At 44.4% G+C, this 19,052-nt stretch carries 21 protein-coding genes; 8 read left to right on the top strand and 13 right to left on the bottom strand.

Going from position 1 to position 19,052, the window contains the following annotated elements:
* Window positions 1–32 precede the first annotated feature (32 nt).
* The 7 genes from ACK8P8_RS06740 to ACK8P8_RS06770 are packed head-to-tail and all read right to left on the bottom strand — an operon-like array spanning window position 33 to window position 9,050.
* Window positions 33–929, bottom strand: a complete 897-nt coding sequence (locus tag ACK8P8_RS06740) for a hypothetical protein (RefSeq protein ID WP_369860646.1) — start codon at window positions 927–929, stop codon at window positions 33–35.
* Between the two features lie 27 nt (window positions 930–956).
* Window positions 957–2,180: a putative porin gene (locus ACK8P8_RS06745; protein WP_369860645.1), complete on the bottom strand. Its 1,224-nt coding sequence runs from the start codon at window positions 2,178–2,180 to the stop codon at window positions 957–959.
* 15 nt (window positions 2,181–2,195) lie between these two features.
* The gene (locus ACK8P8_RS06750; RefSeq protein ID WP_410025645.1) at window positions 2,196–3,737 is read right to left on the bottom strand and encodes a M14 family zinc carboxypeptidase; all 1,542 of its coding nucleotides are present in this window, start codon (window positions 3,735–3,737) and stop codon (window positions 2,196–2,198) included.
* A gap of 12 nt (window positions 3,738–3,749) precedes the next feature.
* Complete coding sequence (locus ACK8P8_RS06755; RefSeq protein WP_099292206.1) at window positions 3,750–5,096, bottom strand: porin; 1,347 nt, start codon at window positions 5,094–5,096, stop codon at window positions 3,750–3,752.
* Between the two features lie 14 nt (window positions 5,097–5,110).
* Entirely contained in the window at window positions 5,111–6,262 is a 1,152-nt protein-coding gene (gene iadA / locus ACK8P8_RS06760; protein ID WP_369860643.1) for a beta-aspartyl-peptidase, read from the bottom strand.
* Between the two features lie 3 nt (window positions 6,263–6,265).
* A complete protein-coding gene (dcuC, locus tag ACK8P8_RS06765; protein WP_099292208.1) occupies window positions 6,266–7,639 on the bottom strand; it encodes a C4-dicarboxylate transporter DcuC in 1,374 nt (457 codons plus the stop codon).
* A 4-nt stretch (window positions 7,640–7,643) separates the two neighbouring features.
* Complete coding sequence (locus ACK8P8_RS06770) at window positions 7,644–9,050, bottom strand: leucine-rich repeat domain-containing protein (protein ID WP_369860642.1); 1,407 nt, start codon at window positions 9,048–9,050, stop codon at window positions 7,644–7,646.
* Window positions 9,051–9,289: 239 nt separating this feature from the next.
* Between ACK8P8_RS06770 and ACK8P8_RS06775 the strand changes: the two genes are divergently transcribed.
* The 4 genes from ACK8P8_RS06775 (at window position 9,290) to rbp (ending at window position 12,401) form a co-directional block, all read left to right on the top strand.
* Window positions 9,290–10,102, top strand: coding sequence for a DUF1573 domain-containing protein (locus tag ACK8P8_RS06775; RefSeq protein ID WP_292271042.1), 813 nt, complete (start codon window positions 9,290–9,292; stop codon window positions 10,100–10,102).
* Window positions 10,103–10,498: 396 nt separating this feature from the next.
* The gene (locus ACK8P8_RS06780; RefSeq protein ID WP_099292212.1) at window positions 10,499–11,623 is read left to right on the top strand and encodes a DEAD/DEAH box helicase; all 1,125 of its coding nucleotides are present in this window, start codon (window positions 10,499–10,501) and stop codon (window positions 11,621–11,623) included.
* A 22-nt stretch (window positions 11,624–11,645) separates the two neighbouring features.
* Entirely contained in the window at window positions 11,646–12,089 is a 444-nt protein-coding gene (locus ACK8P8_RS06785; RefSeq protein WP_176555055.1) for a cold-shock protein, read from the top strand.
* A gap of 36 nt (window positions 12,090–12,125) precedes the next feature.
* On the top strand, window positions 12,126–12,401 hold the full coding sequence (rbp, locus tag ACK8P8_RS06790; protein ID WP_099292214.1) for an RNA-binding regulator: 276 nt from the start codon (window positions 12,126–12,128) through the stop codon (window positions 12,399–12,401).
* A 239-nt stretch (window positions 12,402–12,640) separates the two neighbouring features.
* Here the strand turns inward: rbp and ACK8P8_RS06795 are convergent, their stop codons facing one another.
* Window positions 12,641–12,781 (bottom strand): hypothetical protein, encoded by a 141-nt coding sequence (locus ACK8P8_RS06795; protein WP_176555056.1) that lies wholly within the window; start codon window positions 12,779–12,781, stop codon window positions 12,641–12,643.
* 133 nt (window positions 12,782–12,914) lie between these two features.
* On the opposite strand from ACK8P8_RS06795, the gene ACK8P8_RS06800 reads away from it, so the two are divergent.
* Genes ACK8P8_RS06800 through ACK8P8_RS06815 form a run of 4 tightly spaced genes read left to right on the top strand, consistent with a single transcriptional unit; the run spans window position 12,915 to window position 15,271 of the window.
* Window positions 12,915–13,697: a HipA family kinase gene (locus tag ACK8P8_RS06800; RefSeq protein WP_369860641.1), complete on the top strand. Its 783-nt coding sequence runs from the start codon at window positions 12,915–12,917 to the stop codon at window positions 13,695–13,697.
* Window positions 13,675–14,058 (top strand): DUF3037 domain-containing protein, encoded by a 384-nt coding sequence (locus ACK8P8_RS06805; protein ID WP_227214582.1) that lies wholly within the window; start codon window positions 13,675–13,677, stop codon window positions 14,056–14,058. The genes ACK8P8_RS06800 and ACK8P8_RS06805 overlap by 23 nt, the downstream gene beginning before the upstream one ends.
* A gap of 60 nt (window positions 14,059–14,118) precedes the next feature.
* Window positions 14,119–14,631 carry a HigA family addiction module antitoxin gene (locus ACK8P8_RS06810; protein ID WP_099292217.1) on the top strand — a complete coding sequence of 171 codons (513 nt, stop codon included), beginning with the start codon at window positions 14,119–14,121 and terminating at the stop codon, window positions 14,629–14,631.
* Entirely contained in the window at window positions 14,612–15,271 is a 660-nt protein-coding gene (locus tag ACK8P8_RS06815; protein WP_099292218.1) for a nucleotidyl transferase AbiEii/AbiGii toxin family protein, read from the top strand. Before ACK8P8_RS06810 ends, ACK8P8_RS06815 begins: the two co-directional genes overlap by 20 nt.
* Before the next feature lie 117 nt (window positions 15,272–15,388).
* On the opposite strand, the gene ACK8P8_RS06820 is transcribed toward ACK8P8_RS06815, so the two are convergent.
* The 5 genes from ACK8P8_RS06820 to ACK8P8_RS06840 all read right to left on the bottom strand — a co-directional run bounded on the left by ACK8P8_RS06820 (window position 15,389) and on the right by ACK8P8_RS06840 (window position 19,050).
* Complete coding sequence (locus ACK8P8_RS06820) at window positions 15,389–15,673, bottom strand: helix-turn-helix domain-containing protein (RefSeq protein WP_303179789.1); 285 nt, start codon at window positions 15,671–15,673, stop codon at window positions 15,389–15,391.
* Window positions 15,674–15,711: 38 nt separating this feature from the next.
* Window positions 15,712–16,134, bottom strand: coding sequence for a hypothetical protein (locus ACK8P8_RS06825; protein ID WP_099292220.1), 423 nt, complete (start codon window positions 16,132–16,134; stop codon window positions 15,712–15,714).
* 120 nt (window positions 16,135–16,254) lie between these two features.
* On the bottom strand, window positions 16,255–16,803 hold the full coding sequence (locus tag ACK8P8_RS06830; protein WP_099292221.1) for a hypothetical protein: 549 nt from the start codon (window positions 16,801–16,803) through the stop codon (window positions 16,255–16,257).
* 24 nt (window positions 16,804–16,827) lie between these two features.
* Window positions 16,828–17,457 (bottom strand): fasciclin domain-containing protein, encoded by a 630-nt coding sequence (locus tag ACK8P8_RS06835; RefSeq protein WP_186975237.1) that lies wholly within the window; start codon window positions 17,455–17,457, stop codon window positions 16,828–16,830.
* Between the two features lie 33 nt (window positions 17,458–17,490).
* A complete protein-coding gene (locus ACK8P8_RS06840; protein WP_186975238.1) occupies window positions 17,491–19,050 on the bottom strand; it encodes a RagB/SusD family nutrient uptake outer membrane protein in 1,560 nt (519 codons plus the stop codon).
* Between the last annotated feature and the right edge of the window lie 2 nt (window positions 19,051–19,052).

Below are 19,052 nucleotides of genomic sequence, written 5' to 3' on the forward strand. Positions count from 1 at the left end.
TTTTTATATAGTTATAGAAATTAACGATGAGTTTATAAACCCAAGTAATCCGCCGTTTCCACCATCATTGCCTCAAAATCGTGTGCCACACCTTTCACGATGACTCTTTTCCAGTTGAAAATCATCGAGTTGGTTTGGCTGATTTGTTGGCTTTCGCTGTAATAGTGTTCCCCGCGGGCGTAACGGTACAGACCTTGCGCGTCGGCTTCCGGCGTGTGGCGTAAAGAACTGTCGTTCGGGTCGGTATCTTGATCCCCTAATGCCACGATCAAGTTGGAGCCGAATAAATGTGTTAGGGTAGACAGATCGGAGAAACCGGAGTTTTTCAACCCGTAAGGGTACTCTATTCTCGTGTCGGGCACCGTGTACCAACCGGAATTTGCCGCTATGGCTTTGTTCAGGTGCGTGTTTTGTTTGAAAGTGATGAAACGATGCACGAATTGAGCTCCCGCGGAATGACCGAACATGTTGTATTGCACGGATTGATTGCCCGTTTCTGATTTCACGTGATCGAAAATGGCTTCAATCACCGAGTATGACCATTGTTCTTCCGGAAGTGCCTTGTTGTTCTTGAACATATTTCCCTCTATGTATTCGCTCGTGGAATAATGATTCTGGGGAAATTCCAAGGCAATGGCAATTACTTTCCGGTCTTTGAAATGTTTCACCCAAGCATCCAGATAGTCATTGGCATTTCTGGACGTCCCCGGCAAAATAAACACGATCGGCATTGCCTTGATATCGCCTTCCGGGATGTAGAAATGTAAATTTATCGGTTTGTCCTTCAACGGTTCGTAGCCCGTGTAGGTCACGATTCCCCGTCCTGTCCCCAGTTGATTCAGAATGGGATCGTCCACGTCGCTTTTCCATTCACAGCTAATGAGTGTAAAGCCGAAAAGCAACAGTAATATAGATATTCTTAAATTCATAAAGCGTTTCTGATTATTATTTGTGATTTAGAAGATGATTTGTAACGATAATTCTGCGCTTAATTTCTCGTTTGAAGTTTTCAGGTTCGGGTTTTTCCAGTAACTGAAAGAGCCTTGACACATCAAGCGGTTGTCAATGAAATATTTGGCAACACTCACGGCGTATTCATCGGTTTCAAGTAATACGGATTTAGCGGTTTCCTTAAATTCCGGTTTTACTTTGCTGTAACGGGCGTCGAATGCCCAGCTGTTTTTCAAGATATAACCCACTTGTACGTTGTACCCGTTTCCGATGCTCAAGTAGTTGGCAATCTCTTCCGGCTGGAGGGGAAGATCACCCGTTGATTTGGTGTAAATACCTTTCAAGTCGGTAGCCGAGGAGTTCACGTATTCGGCCATCACGCTCAGGCCTTGCCATTTAAATAACAAGTCGGCTGCAATCTTGCGGAGTGCCGGGAATCGTGTATCCCCGTCCTTGTCGTAGAGGATAAAATCACCATGGCCTTCACCCGCGCTGTTGCTTGCCCCGTCATTGTAGCTCATGGCTCCACCGATCAATAATTTCGGGGTGGCTTCCCGCGCGAAGTCTGCACCCACGCCGTCGTTGCCCGGTTTGAATTCACCGAGGGGAAGTACGTCCAGACGTCCCCCGTATTTTAAACCGCCCATGTCCGCGTCAACAGAACTGGAGCCGAACGAGTTTCTCCCGTCGCCTGTGGTGATGGCGATAGAGGGTTTCAAGCCTACATTCCCGATATGGAATCTGCTTTCGAAGAAAAGTCCGAGTTCACGTCCCGTACCCGAAAAATATTGACTCACGATGCTCCGTTCCGCCATGCTCAATCCTTTCTCGTGCATCATCATCTCCCGGTTGTTGGTGAATGTCTGTTTCTGTCCGGCGGTAATCGTGAGGTAGTCTTTATAATTGTAGGCTGCCCATGCGTCCATCAACGGGTTGGAATCCGCAAAATTGACTTCCAGCATAAAAGTGAACTTGTTGTATAAAGCGCCTCCTTTAAACCCGAAGAAAGCGTTCTTCACGCCGAAAACCGATTCGTCCTCGCCGTCTTTCTGGTTGCGGTAAGCCCCGTAAACTTGAATAAATCCGTTCAAGTTGAAGTGGTACTCGCCATTGTTTAAATTGATATCCAATCCTTTACCCAATTCAAATTTGGCCGTGTTTTTATTATCTTGTGCAACAACTGCGGTTGCTGATAATAATGTTATGATAGCTATAAATAATGTTTTCATATTGCTGTAATTCCCTTATTTTTCACTGTTCATTTTCCGGTAGACCGGTAATTCCTCTCCTTGTTTTGTTTCGTAAACCTGGTAATTGATAAAACCGTTCGGTGCTTCCGGTTCGAGTACCGATGCCGCCACGTTACCGTTCTTCTGATTCATGGGAATCACGAACGATCCGGTGGGGAAGGTCACGGTTTTGGCGGCGACACTTGTTTTCACTTTCACGGGATAGAATTTCTCGAATAACGAGTATTCCGCTTTGTGCGACTCTACCGTGTATGCTTCCACCTCGACGGTTGCCGGGGCGGTTAGGGTTTCGACCGTTACCCCCAGTTGTTTCAGTTTTTGAGCAATCTCTGGGTGGGAAGCGGTAATATAATAGGCTTCCGGGCGTTTCCGGGTGAGGGTAGGGGTGGACTCCAACGACAGGTTGGCGTTTACTTCCAGTTCCACGATTTCATTCGTGTTCATGCTGATGAACGGAAGCACGTAATTATCTACCGTTTTGGCTTTACTGGTGACCACGATATCGTTTTTAGAGCGGGCAGCCTCCGCCGTGATATTCATTACCTCGTCGAAGTTGTCATATGCCGTTTTCAAGTACGATTCGGCTAGCGTGAAAGCGGTGTTGATTCTGCGTTTCAAGGATGTCTTACCGATTTTCACGCCTCGTAATTCCATTAATATAGCCACGGAATTACCCAGAGAGAAAGCGTTGGCTGTTGAACGGGGATTGATACCGCCCACGTTGAATACCACTTCCCCGAATTTCTTCGAGGTCGTGAAATAGTCGTGATGGCGAAGTCCCTTGGAGTCAAGTGCTTCACGAGCGTTTCCGACGAATTTGCCCGCCGTGAGGTTGCGCAACTCTTCGGGCACGTTGAGGTTGCCCGTGTAGAGGAACATGGCGTCGAACGAGTTGGTGATGTTATCCGTGCTGATTAGCGTGTAGTCGGCACGTAGAGGTTGGAACTCGTGGAAGTCGATCACGACTTGCGGGTTGTAGTTGTTGTAAAATGCCCGTAGAACCACGGCTTCCGGTGTAGCGAGTTTGCTTTGATCCCGGTTCAGGTCCAGCGTGTTGGCGGTTACCCGTTCCAGATGACTGCCCCCGTCGATATTGACCATGGGGATGATCGTGATTTCCAGACGTTGCAACAGGTATGCCAGTTCCGGATCGTTCAACAGGCGTTCCATCGTGTAGAGCATGCTCTCCGTGCTGCCCGGTTCATCGCCGTGTACCCGTCCGAGGAATAATACTCTCATCTTGGTATTTTTGGTCTTCCCGGAAATGGTGACGGCGGGGATCTCTTTACCTTTCTGTGTTTTCCCGATAAAATTCAGCGTCGCTTTGTCGGGATGTCGCGTAACGAGTTGACGGATGTATGTCATCATTTCGTTGTATGTCGTGAATTTCCGTCCTTTCTGGAACCACGGTGTCTGAATATCCATCTCGGGGTCAGGGAAGAATTTTTTGGCAACCTTGGCAGGTTGTTGTGCCCAAAGTGAACCGACCTGCACGAGAATCAATAATGTCAATAAGTATCTTATCATCGTATTCATCTTTTGCTGTTATTAGAATGAGAACTGGATCATAGCTTGAAAGAGCGTTTCGTTGCCCTTGGTCACGACACTGTTCACGTTTTTACTACCCGGTTCGGCATCCACGAATACGACGGAAGCCTGTACTTTCACGGCGTATGATTTCGTCAGGTATTTGCCGAGTCCGATTTCGTAAAAGTTGTTCCGGTTGAAGTATAGTTCGTTATGCAGGAACGAATCTTTTGCCGGATCGAAATGCGTGTACCGGGCATCGATCGACAGGCGGCAGGGGAACATATACCCGGCTTGGATATTGTACCCGGAACCCAGCATCATGCGTCCCTTCACGTATTTTTCCATATCTCCGCTGAAATCGGTCGAGGTTGTTCCGTCGTTTCTCACCCGTTGCGTGATTTCACTTGGCACGTGCGCCCATGTTTTCACGAACTCGCCCAGCATGGAGAATCCCATGTATTTGAAATGGAAGTCTGCCACGAATTTGATGTAATCCGGTAATGCTTCTTTGTTCTCGTCGTTCAAGTAGAGGATAGAACCGCTTTCCCGACCTCTCCGGTCACTGATGCCGACATTGTAACTGAATGCCGTACCGATGGAAAGTTTCGGGACTACTTCTCTTACCATGTCCCCGCCACGGCTCTCCCCGTAAGCCCGGAATAGCCCGAAAGGCAGGTAATTGACACGAGCCCCGTATTTGAATCCCCCGTGACGGCGGGTAAAGGTGGCGCTACCATCGCCGTCCGTGATGGCAATCGAGGGACGGATGTAACCCGTGTGTCCGACACGGAAAGAACCGTCCACGAAAATACCCACTTCCCGGATGGAACCGAAATAAGAGGATAGTTTACTGCGGTCGACCAATTGTAGCGTGTTTGAAGTCATTCCCAATTCCCGGTTATCCGTCGGGGTGGACTTTTGTCCGAAAGTCAAGGTTAGTCCTTTCACGGGTTTGTAAGAAATAAAGGCATCCAGTAGCATCCCGCTTAATTCGCCGTCGCCGCCATTGGCTTGAGCGAAGTCTGTCTGTAAACGGTAGCCGATTTTACCACCCCAAGCGTCACCGGATAAGCGAAGACGTAAACGTCGCATCCGGAAACGGGAATAGAATTTATCGTCACCCTCGTATTTGCGGGTTTCAAAGGAAGTTTGAATAAATCCCCGTAGGTTGATGTTGTATCCCCCGTCCGGTGCGGAGAACGTGATTCCGTCACCCGGACGGTATTTATTCACGATGATTTTAGCTGCATCGGAATCTGCCGTTACGGCTTCCGAGTCGTCGTCTTCCGTTTCGTTCTCTTGGGAGAGAGCGGGAAAACAGAACCCCAGCATAAACAGCATAAATATGAACTTATATTTTTTCATCTTTTCGTTTCAAGTTAAAGCGTTTCGAAATTCCCAACCTTTACCAACTGTCCCCGGCGCATCCATTCCACACCACCCGCGATCACGCCTTGCAGGTTCAGTTCGTTGTCGAATAAACAGAAATCGGCGTCACAATCCGGGGCTACGCGTCCCTTCGTGCGCAAGGTCATGTTCTTTGCCGGATTGGTCGTTACCGGGCGGAGAGCCTCTTCTAACGGTAGTCCACCTTCTTTCACCAGTTTCTGCACTTGTTGCAGGTTCAAGTGCAAGGGGGCTTTGTAGAACACGAGTTCGCCCGTTTCCGGATCTTTCTTGCTCATTCCCGCGTTGCCGTCGCTGCTGAAAGTCATGCGGTCGATAGGTACTCCTTTTTCCAGACCGTGCAACAGAATCTTGTAGGGTTCATCGTATTTGGTGCCTCCCGTGGTGATATCAATCATTCCTCCCAGAAGGGCAAACTTGACGGCTTCCTCGAATAAGGCTGCCGTTCTGCCCACGTGAGTGGGAGAGATGTGTTTTACCAGCGTGGGATATTCCCGTGCGATTTCCAACAGGAGTTGCATACGGGAAGGTAACGCTCCCAAGTGGATATGTAAAACTCCTCCCTTGCCGGAAGTCAGACCACCTGTGTGTACTTGATTGATCAGGCGCAGTAGCTCCTCCTTGGTCGGGAATGAACACCGTTCATCGCTAATGGCTACCTTGCAACCGATGATTTTGTCAATAAACAACATATCCTCTGCCACGCTGTTCATGATCGTTTTCGGGGGTACGGCGAAATAACTCGTGAGCATATATGCCCCGATACCGTACTGTTCCAGTGACTTGCATTTGGCGTAGAGAGTGGTCAATTCTTTCGTGATACCGTCGGTACCCAGCAGACCTACTACCGTGGTGGTTCCACAGCGAATCAGTTCGCTCGGTTGTACTTCGGGGGTGATGGAGAAATAACCGCTTTTGCCGCCTGCACCGATAATATGCATGTGTTGATCGATAAAACCGGGGGTCACGATCATGCCCCCGGCATCGATCTCCGAGTGGCTCACACTCGTCAACTCGATCTTCTCATCCACCATGATTATTTTCCCGTTACACACGAGAAGATCTTTTATCCCCAGTTTTTCCGGGGCGTATATATTCGCGTTTCTTATAATTGTAATATTCATACCTTATCCGATTAAGAAGTGATATGCCAGCATGACTATCATGGTAACCGATAGCGGAATCAGGTTCCGGCGGGCAAGGTCGAAGGACGATACCCCGGCGATTTCCGATATGGCGATGATAACCCCGGCGATAGGTGATGCCGCGCGCCCCATGCTGGAGGCAAGCTGCATCGGTAATATCATGTTCACCCCATCCAATCCTACTTTGGTTGCGATGGAAGGAACCAGCGGTCCGAACGAGAAAAATGATGCGTTACCGCTGCCCATCAACATGGAAGCTGCGAAGATGAGCAGTGTCATCAATATGGCTATGGCTGCCCCGGAGAACCCGATGTGCTGCGAGAGCATCACCAGCGAATCGATAAAGCCGAGGCTGATCAATCCTCTGGAGAAGACTTCGGCGGCCACGATCAACGTGATCACGCTGGCGAAGACTTTTCCCATGCCGTCCCAGAACGTTTTGATGGAAGCGAATACATTCTTGAGGTTCTTTTGCCGGATCAGCTCGAAGATGATAGCGATAAAGAATGACATGAACATCGCTGTCGTCGTGTCGAGTTCTACCGAGAAGTTGAACAATTGAATGTATTTCGAGAACACGATCAACAGGATCAACGGCAATACCGGAAGAATGGCGTAAATCAGAGGTACATCTACCTTGAAATCTTCCCGTTTGGGTTCTTCGGGTTGTTTGTGCAACGCGTCTTTCCTGTCGTAATACCGGTTACTGAAGTAATACACTACCATGAGCAGTATCGTCATAGGGATGGTCAGCGGCATCTGGTGTTCGATAAAGTACATCACGTTATTCATCCCCACGAGTTCCGATGCTCTGGCTGTATTTGCCGAGGCGGGCCCCATGTCGAATACCGTGCATGCCGAGATTACCGATACGGCAGACAGTTTGCTGACACCCAGACTCACGAGAACCGGGTAGATGGAAGCTACCAGCAGTAGTCCCAGCCCCGTCGCCGAGGGAGTGCAGATAAACAGCAGTTGCCCGATAGGTATCACCAGTGATGCGGCGAGATAGGGGTACTTCCGGAAAATAGACAGCGGCTGCATGGAAACGTACACGAGGGCATCGCTTGCCTTGATGTGCTTCATGTAAGCCACGAATCCTCCGATGGTCATAATCATCAATCCCACTCCCGCACCTTTCTCGCTGAAAATCTCCTGTATCACTTTGAAGAGATCGAACTCTTTCAGTCCGGTAGCGTTCTTCAGTTCGGGAATATCGAACCCCAGCAGCAATGCTAAGGTCAACATCGCCAAACCGCTGAAAAGCAGTACCGCCTGTGCGTGATACTTCTTGAACAGCCAGTAGGCAGTCAGGGCAATGAATTGAATTGAAATAAGTGCTCCTATGTAAATCATGGTGTTATTTTTTGATACTGTCGATGACCGTGTTCTTATTGCCTTCGGCTGCAACATTGTCGTAAACTTCAGAGGAAACGACAAAGGGAACTCCCGGGTTTTTACTTAAGTCAATGACAGTCAATTTCGTGTTTTTACTTAAATCCAAGTCATTCAATAAATGACCGCTTAATAAAATGGTGGTTAATACTGTGTTCTGTGTTAAGTCGAGATTGGAAAGTTTGCTGTTTTCCGGGGCATCTTTACTTGAACTAGCCCCGTAACGCAGGTATTCTAACTTCGTATTTTTGGTTAAATCCAAACTGCCGATCCAGTTAGCGTTCAAATCCAGATAAGTGAGGTTCACGAGTTTTGTGATATCTAAAGAGGTAACTTGATTGGAAACCAGTTTCAACGAGGTGATTCCCGTGAAATATTCGATACCGCTCAAGTCGGTTAATTTGGTTTCTGCCGTTTCAAGTCCGGCCTCCGTGAGTTCGGTAATAGCGCTTTTGCTTTTGGTCAGATCCAGTTCTCCCGTGTAGGCGGCGGCTTTTGTCTTGTCAATTTTATACGTTCCGTTTTCTTCTGCCACGATACCCTGATCTTTTAAACGGTAGTGTAAAAATTCGCCGAAGGCTTTATCCGGAATCATGTAGTAATCCCCTTCTCCCGGGGTTTCTGGTTCTTTGCTCGGCTGTAATCCGGTCGCCGTATTCAATCTGTCGTACACTTCTTGCGGTATGTACAAAGTATTGCTGTTACCTTTAAAGTTTACTCCCCGTAGTTTCGTGTTCTGTGACAGGTCGATACTTTCCAACTCGTGATTTGTCATGGATATCGTGTCTAATTCCACGTTGTGAGTAAGATCAATCTCGATAAGTTTGCTGTTTTCCGGGGCAGATGCGCTGCTACTGGCGTTATATAAAAGTGTTTTTAATTTCGTGTTTTGCGACAAATCCAACGAACCTATCCAGTTGTTGTTCAAATTCAATAAGGTTAGATTCACAGACTTGCTCAAATTGATGGATGTCAACTCGTTTGACGTGAGGATTAATGACGTGGCTCCCGGAAAATACTGGATGCCGTCCAAGTCTTTGATTTTCTCTTTAGCTGTCGTCAGTCCGGCTGTTTCCAGTTTCGTCATGGAACTGTTACTCTTGTTGAGGTTGATCTCTCCCGTGTAGCCTTGGGATTCAACCGTGTCGATCACGTAGGAGATAACGGCGTTCCCGCTCTCGTTGGATACTTGGGAATAAACTCCGCTAACCTTCAGGTATTTTAGATATTCCCCGAAAGCATTGTCTTTGATGGCATAGAGATTCGTCCAGTCACCGGGGCCTGTTTCTGTTAATGACACGTCATCCGTCGTGCACGCTTGAAAGGCGAACAACATCGAAATAAGTGCAATGAATAAATTCTTTGTTTTCATGGTGGATTAAAATTTATAATTAAAGATTTTGCTTCATTTTACTGCAACAAATTTATCTTGGAGGGATAAACAGAACAGTAAATAATCCACTAACGAAACCATTAATTACTACTTTTCTCTGATTAATTATGCTGTTTTCGAGGCAAAAATACGTTTTCTCCACAAAATTCGGAGAATGCCCGGACGAAATTAAGATTTTAATAGTAGCTTTGAAATTCATAAACGATTTATGATTTGTCATGAGAAATTTTTATTGGATTTTTATATTGTCTTTGGGGGTTTGTGCCTGTTCCGGGAAGAAAGTTCCGGAAGGGTTTATTTACCCCTTGGGCGATCTGTTGTTCAATAAAGAGAATATTGCTTTAGGTACGACTTATGTCGGGCGGGAGTACACGGATACCGTCATGGTATATAACCCCAAGAGTAAGGCTGTCCGATTGGAAGGCTTTAATAGTTTCCCTGAGTTGACTTGTCGGAAAATAGGAGGGAGCGTTCAAGACTGGCGTTTGGGAGGATATGATATCGCTTCCGGTGAGATAGATACTTTGATTATCACTTTCCGACCGGAAAATGAAATGTTGTTGGGTGAATATTATAATGTTCTCCGTTTTTTGGTTGATGGAGAAGTGGATTATTCTTTCGGCGTTGTTGCCGAAGCTGAAGTAAAGGAGAATTTTAACGAGTGGAGCGAGGAAGAAAAAGCCAAAGCTCCCCGAATAGAGGTTGATTCTTTGGAATATGATTTCGGAACGCTAAAGGAAGGTGAAGAAAAATCGATCATCATCCCTATTCGTAACACAGGCAGCGGTAGCCTTCTGCTCCGCAAAATCGAAACCACCTGCGGTTGTACCGCCGTCGTCCCCGGGCAACGTGTCATTCTCCCCGGCAAATCCACCCAACTTGACGTCGTTTTCCACTCCGCCGGAAGAATCGGCAAACAACGCAAACAAATTACGCTCTACTGCAACGATCCCCGCCGCCCCATCCTCCAATTCATAATCAAAGGTGAAGTGCGCAGGGCAAACGCGTCAAAACGCTTTTCGCCCTTTTAGTTAAAAGTTTATAAAGTCTATAAAGTTCATAAGGTTTATGGACCCTAGCGGGCGCTTTGTCCACGGCAGCATGGCTGCCGGTAAACCTTGTCCGAAGGACGCCCGTTACTTTATGAACTTTATAAACTTTAGGAGCTGAAAGCTCAACTTTATGAACCGGGCGAAAAGCGTTTTGACGCGTTTGCCCTAGTGAAGTGCGGGAGTGAGTTGGATTGTTAAATTATTTTTCGTATCTTTGCAGAACAAACAATCGAGTTCATATTGTATCTTTTAGAGCTGTGCTTTGCTCTGTCGTATTCAGGCAGGTCTTTTCATCGTCAAAATTGACTTCAAAATCAACTTATTTGTTTTAAATTTTTAATTAGACAGAGCTAGCTGTAAAGTAGCAGATATTTTATGACATTTAGAGAATTGAATATTTCGGAGCCGATATTGAAGGCTTTGGTAAATAAGAAATATGAAACGCCGACTCCCATTCAGGAACAGGCGATACCGGTCGCATTGGAGGGGCGTGATTTATTAGGTTTGGCACAAACGGGAACGGGTAAAACCGCAGCGTTCGCTATTCCCATTATTCAACAGCTTGATCAACAGATGCCCAAGAACCGGAAAAGGGAGATTCAGGCATTAATCCTTACCCCGACACGAGAATTGGCAATCCAGATAGATGAGTGTTTTCGTGATTATGCCAAATACACGAGTGTACGCCACACGGTAATATTCGGGGGAGTAAATCAACGATCACAAGTAGAACAACTTCAATCCGGGGTGGATGTTCTGGTGGCAACGCCGGGGCGTTTGCTGGATTTGATTAATCAAAAATACATTTCCCTTAGCCATATCCGTCACTTCGTCTTGGATGAAGTAGACCGGATGCTCGATATGGGTTTTGTACACGATATAAAACGATTGTTGCCTATGCTACCGAAACAAAAGCAGTGTCTTTTCTTTTCGGCAACCATGCCCGTGACAATTGCTAACCTATCCAAATCAATTCTGTACAAACCCGTTAGAATAGAGGTGGCACCCGTGTCGTCGGTCGTCGATACCATCCACCAGAGATTGTATTTCGTGGAAAAATCTCAAAAGAGCAAATTGCTTGTCGAGATTCTGGCAAAGGAAAAGAAAAAGACGGTTTTGGTCTTTTCAAGAACCAAACACGGGGCGGATAGAATTGCCCGGGTGCTGAACAAGCAGGGCATAGGCTGTGAGGCTATTCATGGTGATAAGACTCAAAACGCCAGGCAGCGTGCACTCTCGAATTTTAAATCGGGTAAAACTCGCGTGATTATTGCCACGGACATTGCCGCGAGGGGAATAGATATTGCCAATCTGGAGATTGTGATTAATTACGATTTGCCTGATATGGCGGAAACTTACGTGCACCGGATCGGACGTACCGGGCGTGCCGGGAATAGCGGGACTGCTCTGACGTTCTGTTCACAGGAAGAAAGTATCATGCTTAAAAATATACAGAAACTGACAGGAAAAGAATTGAACGCGGTATCTGTCTCCGCGTAAATATAACTATAATAATTTATAAATGCCTATGGCGATATCGTTTAGTAAAAGAGAATTAGAAAAGAAGAAACAGAGTAAGAAACTGGAAAAACAGAAACGCAAAGAGGAGCGTAAAGCAAATGCCGGTAACGGATCTTTTGAGGATATGATCGCTTATGTCGATGAAAATGGTCTTATTACCGATACCCCTCCTGATATGAATAACAAACAGGAGATTAATATAGAAGACATTGCTGTCTCTACATTAAAGAAAGAGGAAACCGAAGAAACCGTGTTGAGAGGTCGGGTGGAATATTTTAACGAGGACAGGGGATTCGGTTTTATCAAGGATGTCAATAGTACGGAAAAATATTTTTTCTATATTACCAGCGTCCAAAACCCTATTGTTGAAGGAAATATGGTTACTTTTGAGTTGGAACGCGGTCGTAAAGGCATGAATGCCGTGAGAATCGCTCTTGCAAGTTAAAGGATAACCCATTATCAATAATTAAATACCTAAATGATGAACATCTATGTATCCAATTTAAGCTATAGCACGACGAGTGAAAGCTTACAAGAATTATTTTCAGCGTATGGTAGTGTAACTTCTGCCTACATTATTACAGACCGCGAAACTAAAAGGTCACGTGGTTTCGGGTTTGTTGAAATGGCGAATGAGCCGGAGGCTCAAGAGGCTATTGCTAAATTGAATGAAACGGAATTTGAAGGAAAGACAATTAGCGTAACCGTTGCACGTCCCCGTGTTGAAAGAAGCGGCGGGAACAATCGGAGATATTAAAAAACAAGAAAGGGGTAAAAGTCATTTTAGCTTCTTCCCGTCTACGCCGTACCCCCTCTATAAACAGAGGGGGAGCTTGGTTACTCGCCGTTTTTGGAAAGATTCACCAGATCCTCCTCTGTTTATAGAGGAGGTGGCTGCGAAGCAGACGGAGGAGTTTTTGAAGAAAAGGGGTTTTTACCCCTTTCTTGTTTTTAATTCATATCCTCTTTTCCCATCTTCAGGAAACGCCATACCTCTCAGGAATCCAACCATTCGGTTGCCGGGGTGTAAGTGTAATGTTCCAGTTTTTCCAGTAACAAGTTGACTTTGTCTATCAATGTTCTGCTATTTTTCAACAACAAACTCATGTTTTCATCTGTCATACTTTTTTCTTTCATATCTTTTGTTTTTTAATTTGTACATACAATATTACTGCTTAAATAAAAAAAGTTAATAGAGTATTTCGTGTGAAATCTCCGGTAAAATTGTCGTTTATTTATATCTTTGTTTTTGCTAAAATAAAGGAACGATATGGAGTTACGGACTGCAAATGTTACGAGGTATATCATGCCCTTGCGTGAAGGCGGCTCTTTGCCGGCATTGGCGGAAGCGGATGATGAATTCAAATACGTGGTGAAATTCCGGGGTGCAGGTCACGGGGCAAAAGCTTTGATCGCTGAACTGATCGGGGGAGAGGTGGCTCGTGCTTTGGGATTACGGGTGCCCGAGATCGTGTTTCTTCAACTGGACGAAGCATTCGGGCAGGCGGAAGGCGACGAGGAGATACAGGATTTGCTGAAAGCGAGCCGGGGATTAAACTTGGGGCTTCATTTCTTGTCGGGGGCATTAGGGTTCGAGCCCACGGTGAATATAATTGATCCCGAATTGGCATCGAAAATTGTTTGGTTGGATGCCTTGCTCACGAATATCGACCGCACGATACGAAATACCAATTTGTTGATGTGGCACAAGGAACTTTGGTTGATAGACCACGGTTCATCACTTTATTTTCATTACTCGTGGGTGAATTGGGAAAAACACGTCTTGAGTCCTTTCGGGCAGGTAAAAGATCATGTCTTGTTGCCTCGGGCGAGCCGGTTGGTGGAAGTGGATGCCGGACTGAAAGCCTTGCTCACGCCGGAAAAAATACGGGAGATTGTCCATTTGATTCCCGACGAATGGTTGAATTGGGAAGATTTCGGCGTATTGCCTTCGGAGATTAAAGATACTTACGTGCGTTTCCTCGTGGAGCGGGTAGCACATTCGGAAATATTTATAAAAGAAGCTCAACATGCCAGAGAAATACTTGTATGAATATGCGGTCATCCGGGTTGTGCCCCGGGTGGAACGGGAAGAATTTGTGAACGTGGGAATCATTTTGTTTTCCAAACGGAAAAAATACCTCAAGGCAAAATATATCCTGCACGAGGATAAATTGAGAACGCTTTTTCCGGAGGCGGAGGTTGAGGTGATAGAAAATAATCTGCGTGTTTTCGATCGTATCTGTTCCGGTGCGAAAGAGGGCGGTCCTATTGCCGAATTTGAAATTCCCGAACGTTTCCGTTGGCTTACCGCCGTCCGGAGTACTTCAATACAGACCTCCCGTCCTCATCCCGGTTTCTCTGCCGACCTTGACGTGACGTTCGAGAAACTGTTTCGGGAATTAGTGTTGTGATTTTTGTTATAAAAATGCAAACAAATTTGTTTGCATTTTCGTATCTTTGTAAAAAGAATTATGGTGCATAAAATTGACATATTAAAAGGAATTCATCCGGGAAAGATCATTAGCCGAGATTTAAAAAAGAAAAATCTCAGCCAGCGTTCTTTCGCTGCTTCTATTGGTGTTCATAGTCAAACTCTTAATGCTATAATTAACGGGCGGCGGCAACTGACAATTGAATTATCTCTTAAGATAGAACAGGCATTGGGATACGAAGATGGATTCTTATATGCTCTTCAGGCGTATTATTTAGTAATAGAATTTAAGAATAAGGAATTAAGTCGGTCTGTATCTGGAATTCCCAATATCCGAAAGTCTTTGTTTTGGGACGTAGATTTTGATTCGATAGACTGGGGTAAATACAAAAAAGCCGTAATACAAAGGGTTTTAGAACGAGGAAATAAAGCAGAGAAGAAAGAAATAGCACGTTTCTATAATATAGACGTTACTGAACTTGAAAGTTACAAATCGAACAATTATTATCGGATTACTAAAACGAAACATTCTAATGACAGTATTACATTATGAAACGGTAAAACCATATTTGAAGGAAATTCTTGATATGCTGATGGCGGAAGAATTGTTTAACCCGTTTCGTTTAGTTGGTGGAACTAATCTCAGTTTGCGATTTGGTCATCGTATTTCAGAAGATATTGATTTATTCACAGATGTAGAATACGGTAGTCTAAATTACCGGAATTTTGAATCTTATCTTCGTGCTAGATTTCCATATTATGAATCCACGGATACAACTTCAGTAGTGGGAAATGGCAGATCATATTATATAGGGTTGTCTGCTGATAATTATATAAAACTTGATCTGATGTACACGGATTCTTTTATAAATGAGATTGAAATCATTGACAATATACGTATGGCTAGCCTAAGTGATATTATTGCGATGAAAATGAATGTGGTGTCTCGCGGTGGACGAAAAAAGGATTTTTGGGATTTACATCTTTTGCTTGCTAGATTTCCACTATCTGAAATGTTTGCTTTTCATGAGAAAAGGCATCCGTGGGAACATGAGCCCAAAGAGTTGTTACGATTGTTCACTGATTTTAGTGTTGCGGATGAATTTCCTGATCCTATATGTTTGCTTGGTAAAAATTGGGATGATATAAAACTTGACCTAATTGAGATTGCTGATGAATATGTGGAAAAATAAGGTTCTCATGTATTCTTTAATGGTTTTGATTTTAGTATAAACTTGTCATTGTTTTGCAAATCCACTTGTTAAAAGTGGATTTGCAAGAAATGCAGATTGTTTAATACGTGTTCTTCGTTAAAATTTCTTCGCTTCCAATGTAGCCTCGATGTCCGTTTTGCTGAAAAATACTTTGCCTCCTAAACGCCGGAAGGGGAGAATATTTTTGTTACAATAAACTTGTAATGTTCGGGGGCATATTTTCAGAATGCGACAGACATCGTTGCCGTCCAGCCATTCTGTAGTTGGGGCTATCGTTTGTTGGTCCACTCGGTTGAGCAATATTTCCACTTGGTTCAATAACGTGTGGTTACATTCCAGTAACACGTGGAGTTGATACTCGATGTCAATATATTTTTCCATAATATTGTAGATTTGTGGTTAGTGAAAAGGAAGGGAAGTTATTTTTTTCTCTGTTCTCGTTGCTCCGCATAATCGAGGTACTGCTCCCGCAGTTTGTCCACGTATTTAAGCGGGTTGTAACGCCCGAGAGATTGGTGTATCCTATCTTCGAAATTATTGGCGCATTTCCGGTTCATCATGGCCGAGAAGTATCCCGCGAAAGCCTTTTTCGTGACACCGGGAGTGATGCCTTTCACCGCACCGGAATGCCATAGGAAATTGATTAATTCGTTCAAGTCTATTTCGGTACCTTCAAGCATGAAATCGGATGGACGGAAAGAGGTCGTGCCGAGCAGGCTGGCTTTAGTTCTTTCGAAAGACTCTCGTTGCAAGGTGAGAAACCGGTCAAGATATTTCCGGTGGTCATTTGACAAATCCTGTAAAGACACGAGCTCGTTTCCTTTGGTGATTAATAAATTCAAGTCTATTTCGACTTTATAGGCTTAACATTCCTTGTCAAACGCCGGGAAAACAAGGATTATTTTTGTGAAGGGGTAGAGGAGGGCATTAGTGAAAGTGCCCTCCTGACACACAACGATGGTTTATTTAACGATGATGGTGAAACAATCATTTACGTCTTTCGAGTACCCCTCGTTCGAGAAATTTAAGGAGATCACGTAACGTCCGACGGGAATATCATGTTCAATAGGAACCTCGAATATTCCATTACCTCTAACAGTTAGGCAATCCGCTAATTTATTAGCATCGCCATTCGTTGTTTTGATTTCTTTCACGGTAACATAAATCTGTTGAGTTCCTTGAATGCCTTCGATAGGTACGCTTACCCATGGTTGTTTCCACTTTAACCGATAATAATCTTCTCCTTCTCCTCCCATACCTTCATAAGTAGGTTCGATTCCCCATTCGAGAATTTCTTCAGGTGGTATCCCCATGTTGATTAAATCGTAATATTCCGGGTTCGACCAAATACCCCAACTTGGAGGTGTAATATCTAAATCTTTTTTTACAATCATTGAATCGGTTTCATAACTGGCATTTTCTGTCAATAAATAGCCTATGGTTACATCTTGACACCCGACTCCAAGCCAAGTAACCATGGCAATAATCGTCAATATAATTATATTCTTCATAGTTTTAATTTTTTAATACCTCCATTATATTCTTCCCAAATCGTAATTATAATTCAATGCATGAACTACTCCATTCAGAGGTTGAATGTCTGGGGTGGCGAGAGGAACCATTGTTGCTTTTGTAAAAGAATAAATGTACATGGTCTCGGGACCTAAATCAGGAACTCCGCCATAAGCCGATTTATCTCGATAAATTCGTAAATGACTGCCGCCTAAAGTTTCAACATCCGTTCCTCCGTCTTGTAATTCGTCGTCAATCATATAGTCTACATTACGGTATGCAAAGTCGGCTTTCAAGTATTTTTTGTTCAACACGTGGCGTAGCACGATTGCTTTACAATCCTTTATACTCATCTCGTCCACTGATTCCATACCGTTATTCCATAAATGTCGTAATATAGTGTAACTCGGGGGAGCAAAGAAAGTAATCTCTTTGTAATTCGAGTCTTTTCCCTCGAACATATCGGTTAATCCTGCCCGTTCTATCAATTTTACGGTTAATTCCCAGTTATATGTATCTTTTCGTAAATACTCCATGATAGAACAATCATGATAAGGGCTGGAAACCCCGCTGTCATACCAATCTTGTGCGGTACAAGAAGACAGGAAGATTGCGGCACTAATACAAACAAATATATTATATATTTTTTTCATAAACTTCAATTTAATAGATTTACGTTGTTCCATTTACATTCTTCGTTGCCAATATATATTTTGCCTTAACAAGGGGTTATCCCAAAAATTTGAACTTTGAAGGGCACCAAAGAATACACCGTCAATAATATCTTGGGCGCTTACGTTACGAAAACCGCCATATAATTCCGTTTTGTAGTATTCATTGCGTAACACGTCAAACCAACGTCCACCCTCTATCAGGAATTCTTTTTCCCGTTCTTTAAATATTGTATAACGCAAGTTACCGCCATACTCGGATGCATCATATAATTTTGCTTTTGCACGAGTCCGGATAGTGTTCAGGTCGTCTATCGCACCTTGCAGGTAACTGCCACCTAATCTAGCCCGGCATTCAGCTCTCAATAGAATAATATCGGCTAATCGCCACCAGATTTTATTAGCGTCGAAATTGATAAATTCTCCGCCGCCCGCACCTCCGTCCGTGGAAACATAGGCTTTACGGTGTTTGTAAGGGTAAGCGTATCCGCCTGTTATATCAATATCCACGGAATCACGCATATATTCATACCGATAAAACCAAGCATCTCGTCTTAAATCGTCTTTGGAGAACATTTTTTCAACGGTTTCATTCGTGATTCGGAATCTCATGTATTGTATATTAGCCATCGTTGCCCCCGTAACCACTGGATAGCCTTGATAAAATACTGCCATATCGGTTGAAGCTAGACGTTGATCCCATTTTGTCTGAGCCAATTCATCCCAATAATTTCGGAAAATACTCTCGAAAACACTCTCCTTTGAACCACCCATGAAGGTTGTTTCACACATGTCTTCCGGGGTATCCGCTAGTTTATAAATATCTTCCCGCTTGATGATGTCCGTGCAAGCTTGTTCCGCTATTTTCCACAGTTCCTGTTCATCATAATTTCGGTCTTCCGGTTTTGCCATGTATTTACAACCAGCTTTCCACGCGCACAAATGGGCTAACAAGGCATTTGCCGCACCTTTGCATGGACGGGCACGATGAGTTACAGCATTGCCGTTTGCGTCCGTTAATTTGTCCCATTCGGGGAGAAGTTGTACCGCTTCTTTAGCTAATTCAATGGCGTAATCTATTACTTTTATCCAAGAGGTTTGCCCTTGTGGGGTGGTTTCCACTTCGTCACGAATCAAGACGCAATCTCCGCATAGACGAACGATATGCAAGTAAGCAAATGCTTTAAAGAAGTAGATTTGTCCCCTGTAAAAATTGCGTCTTTCTTTTGGCATGTCAATTTTATCAATATAAGGTAATGGTACATTAGCGTATGAGATTACACGATAAAACCAATCCCAATCTACAATATACATAAAGGGTTCATGTTCTTGTAATAGTGACGATGAACCTTCTTCAATGTAATCCGAATATTCTCCATTGGGGGCAAGGTCTTGACCAACGCATTCATTGCGTACAGAGGCTTCCGCACCCATTACGCCAATCTCTAGTTCTCGTTCTGTTTCAAAAACATTCATGAATGTGACAGAGTTTTCCGGGCTCATGTCCAAGGAATCCACGCAAGCCGTGCAATTCAATAAAAATGTGAAGAGGAATAAATAATATATGTGTTTCATGG

Origin of the sequence: Butyricimonas muris (assembly GCF_046365375.1) — a bacterium.
Lineage (GTDB): Bacteria > Bacteroidota > Bacteroidia > Bacteroidales > Marinifilaceae > Butyricimonas > Butyricimonas muris.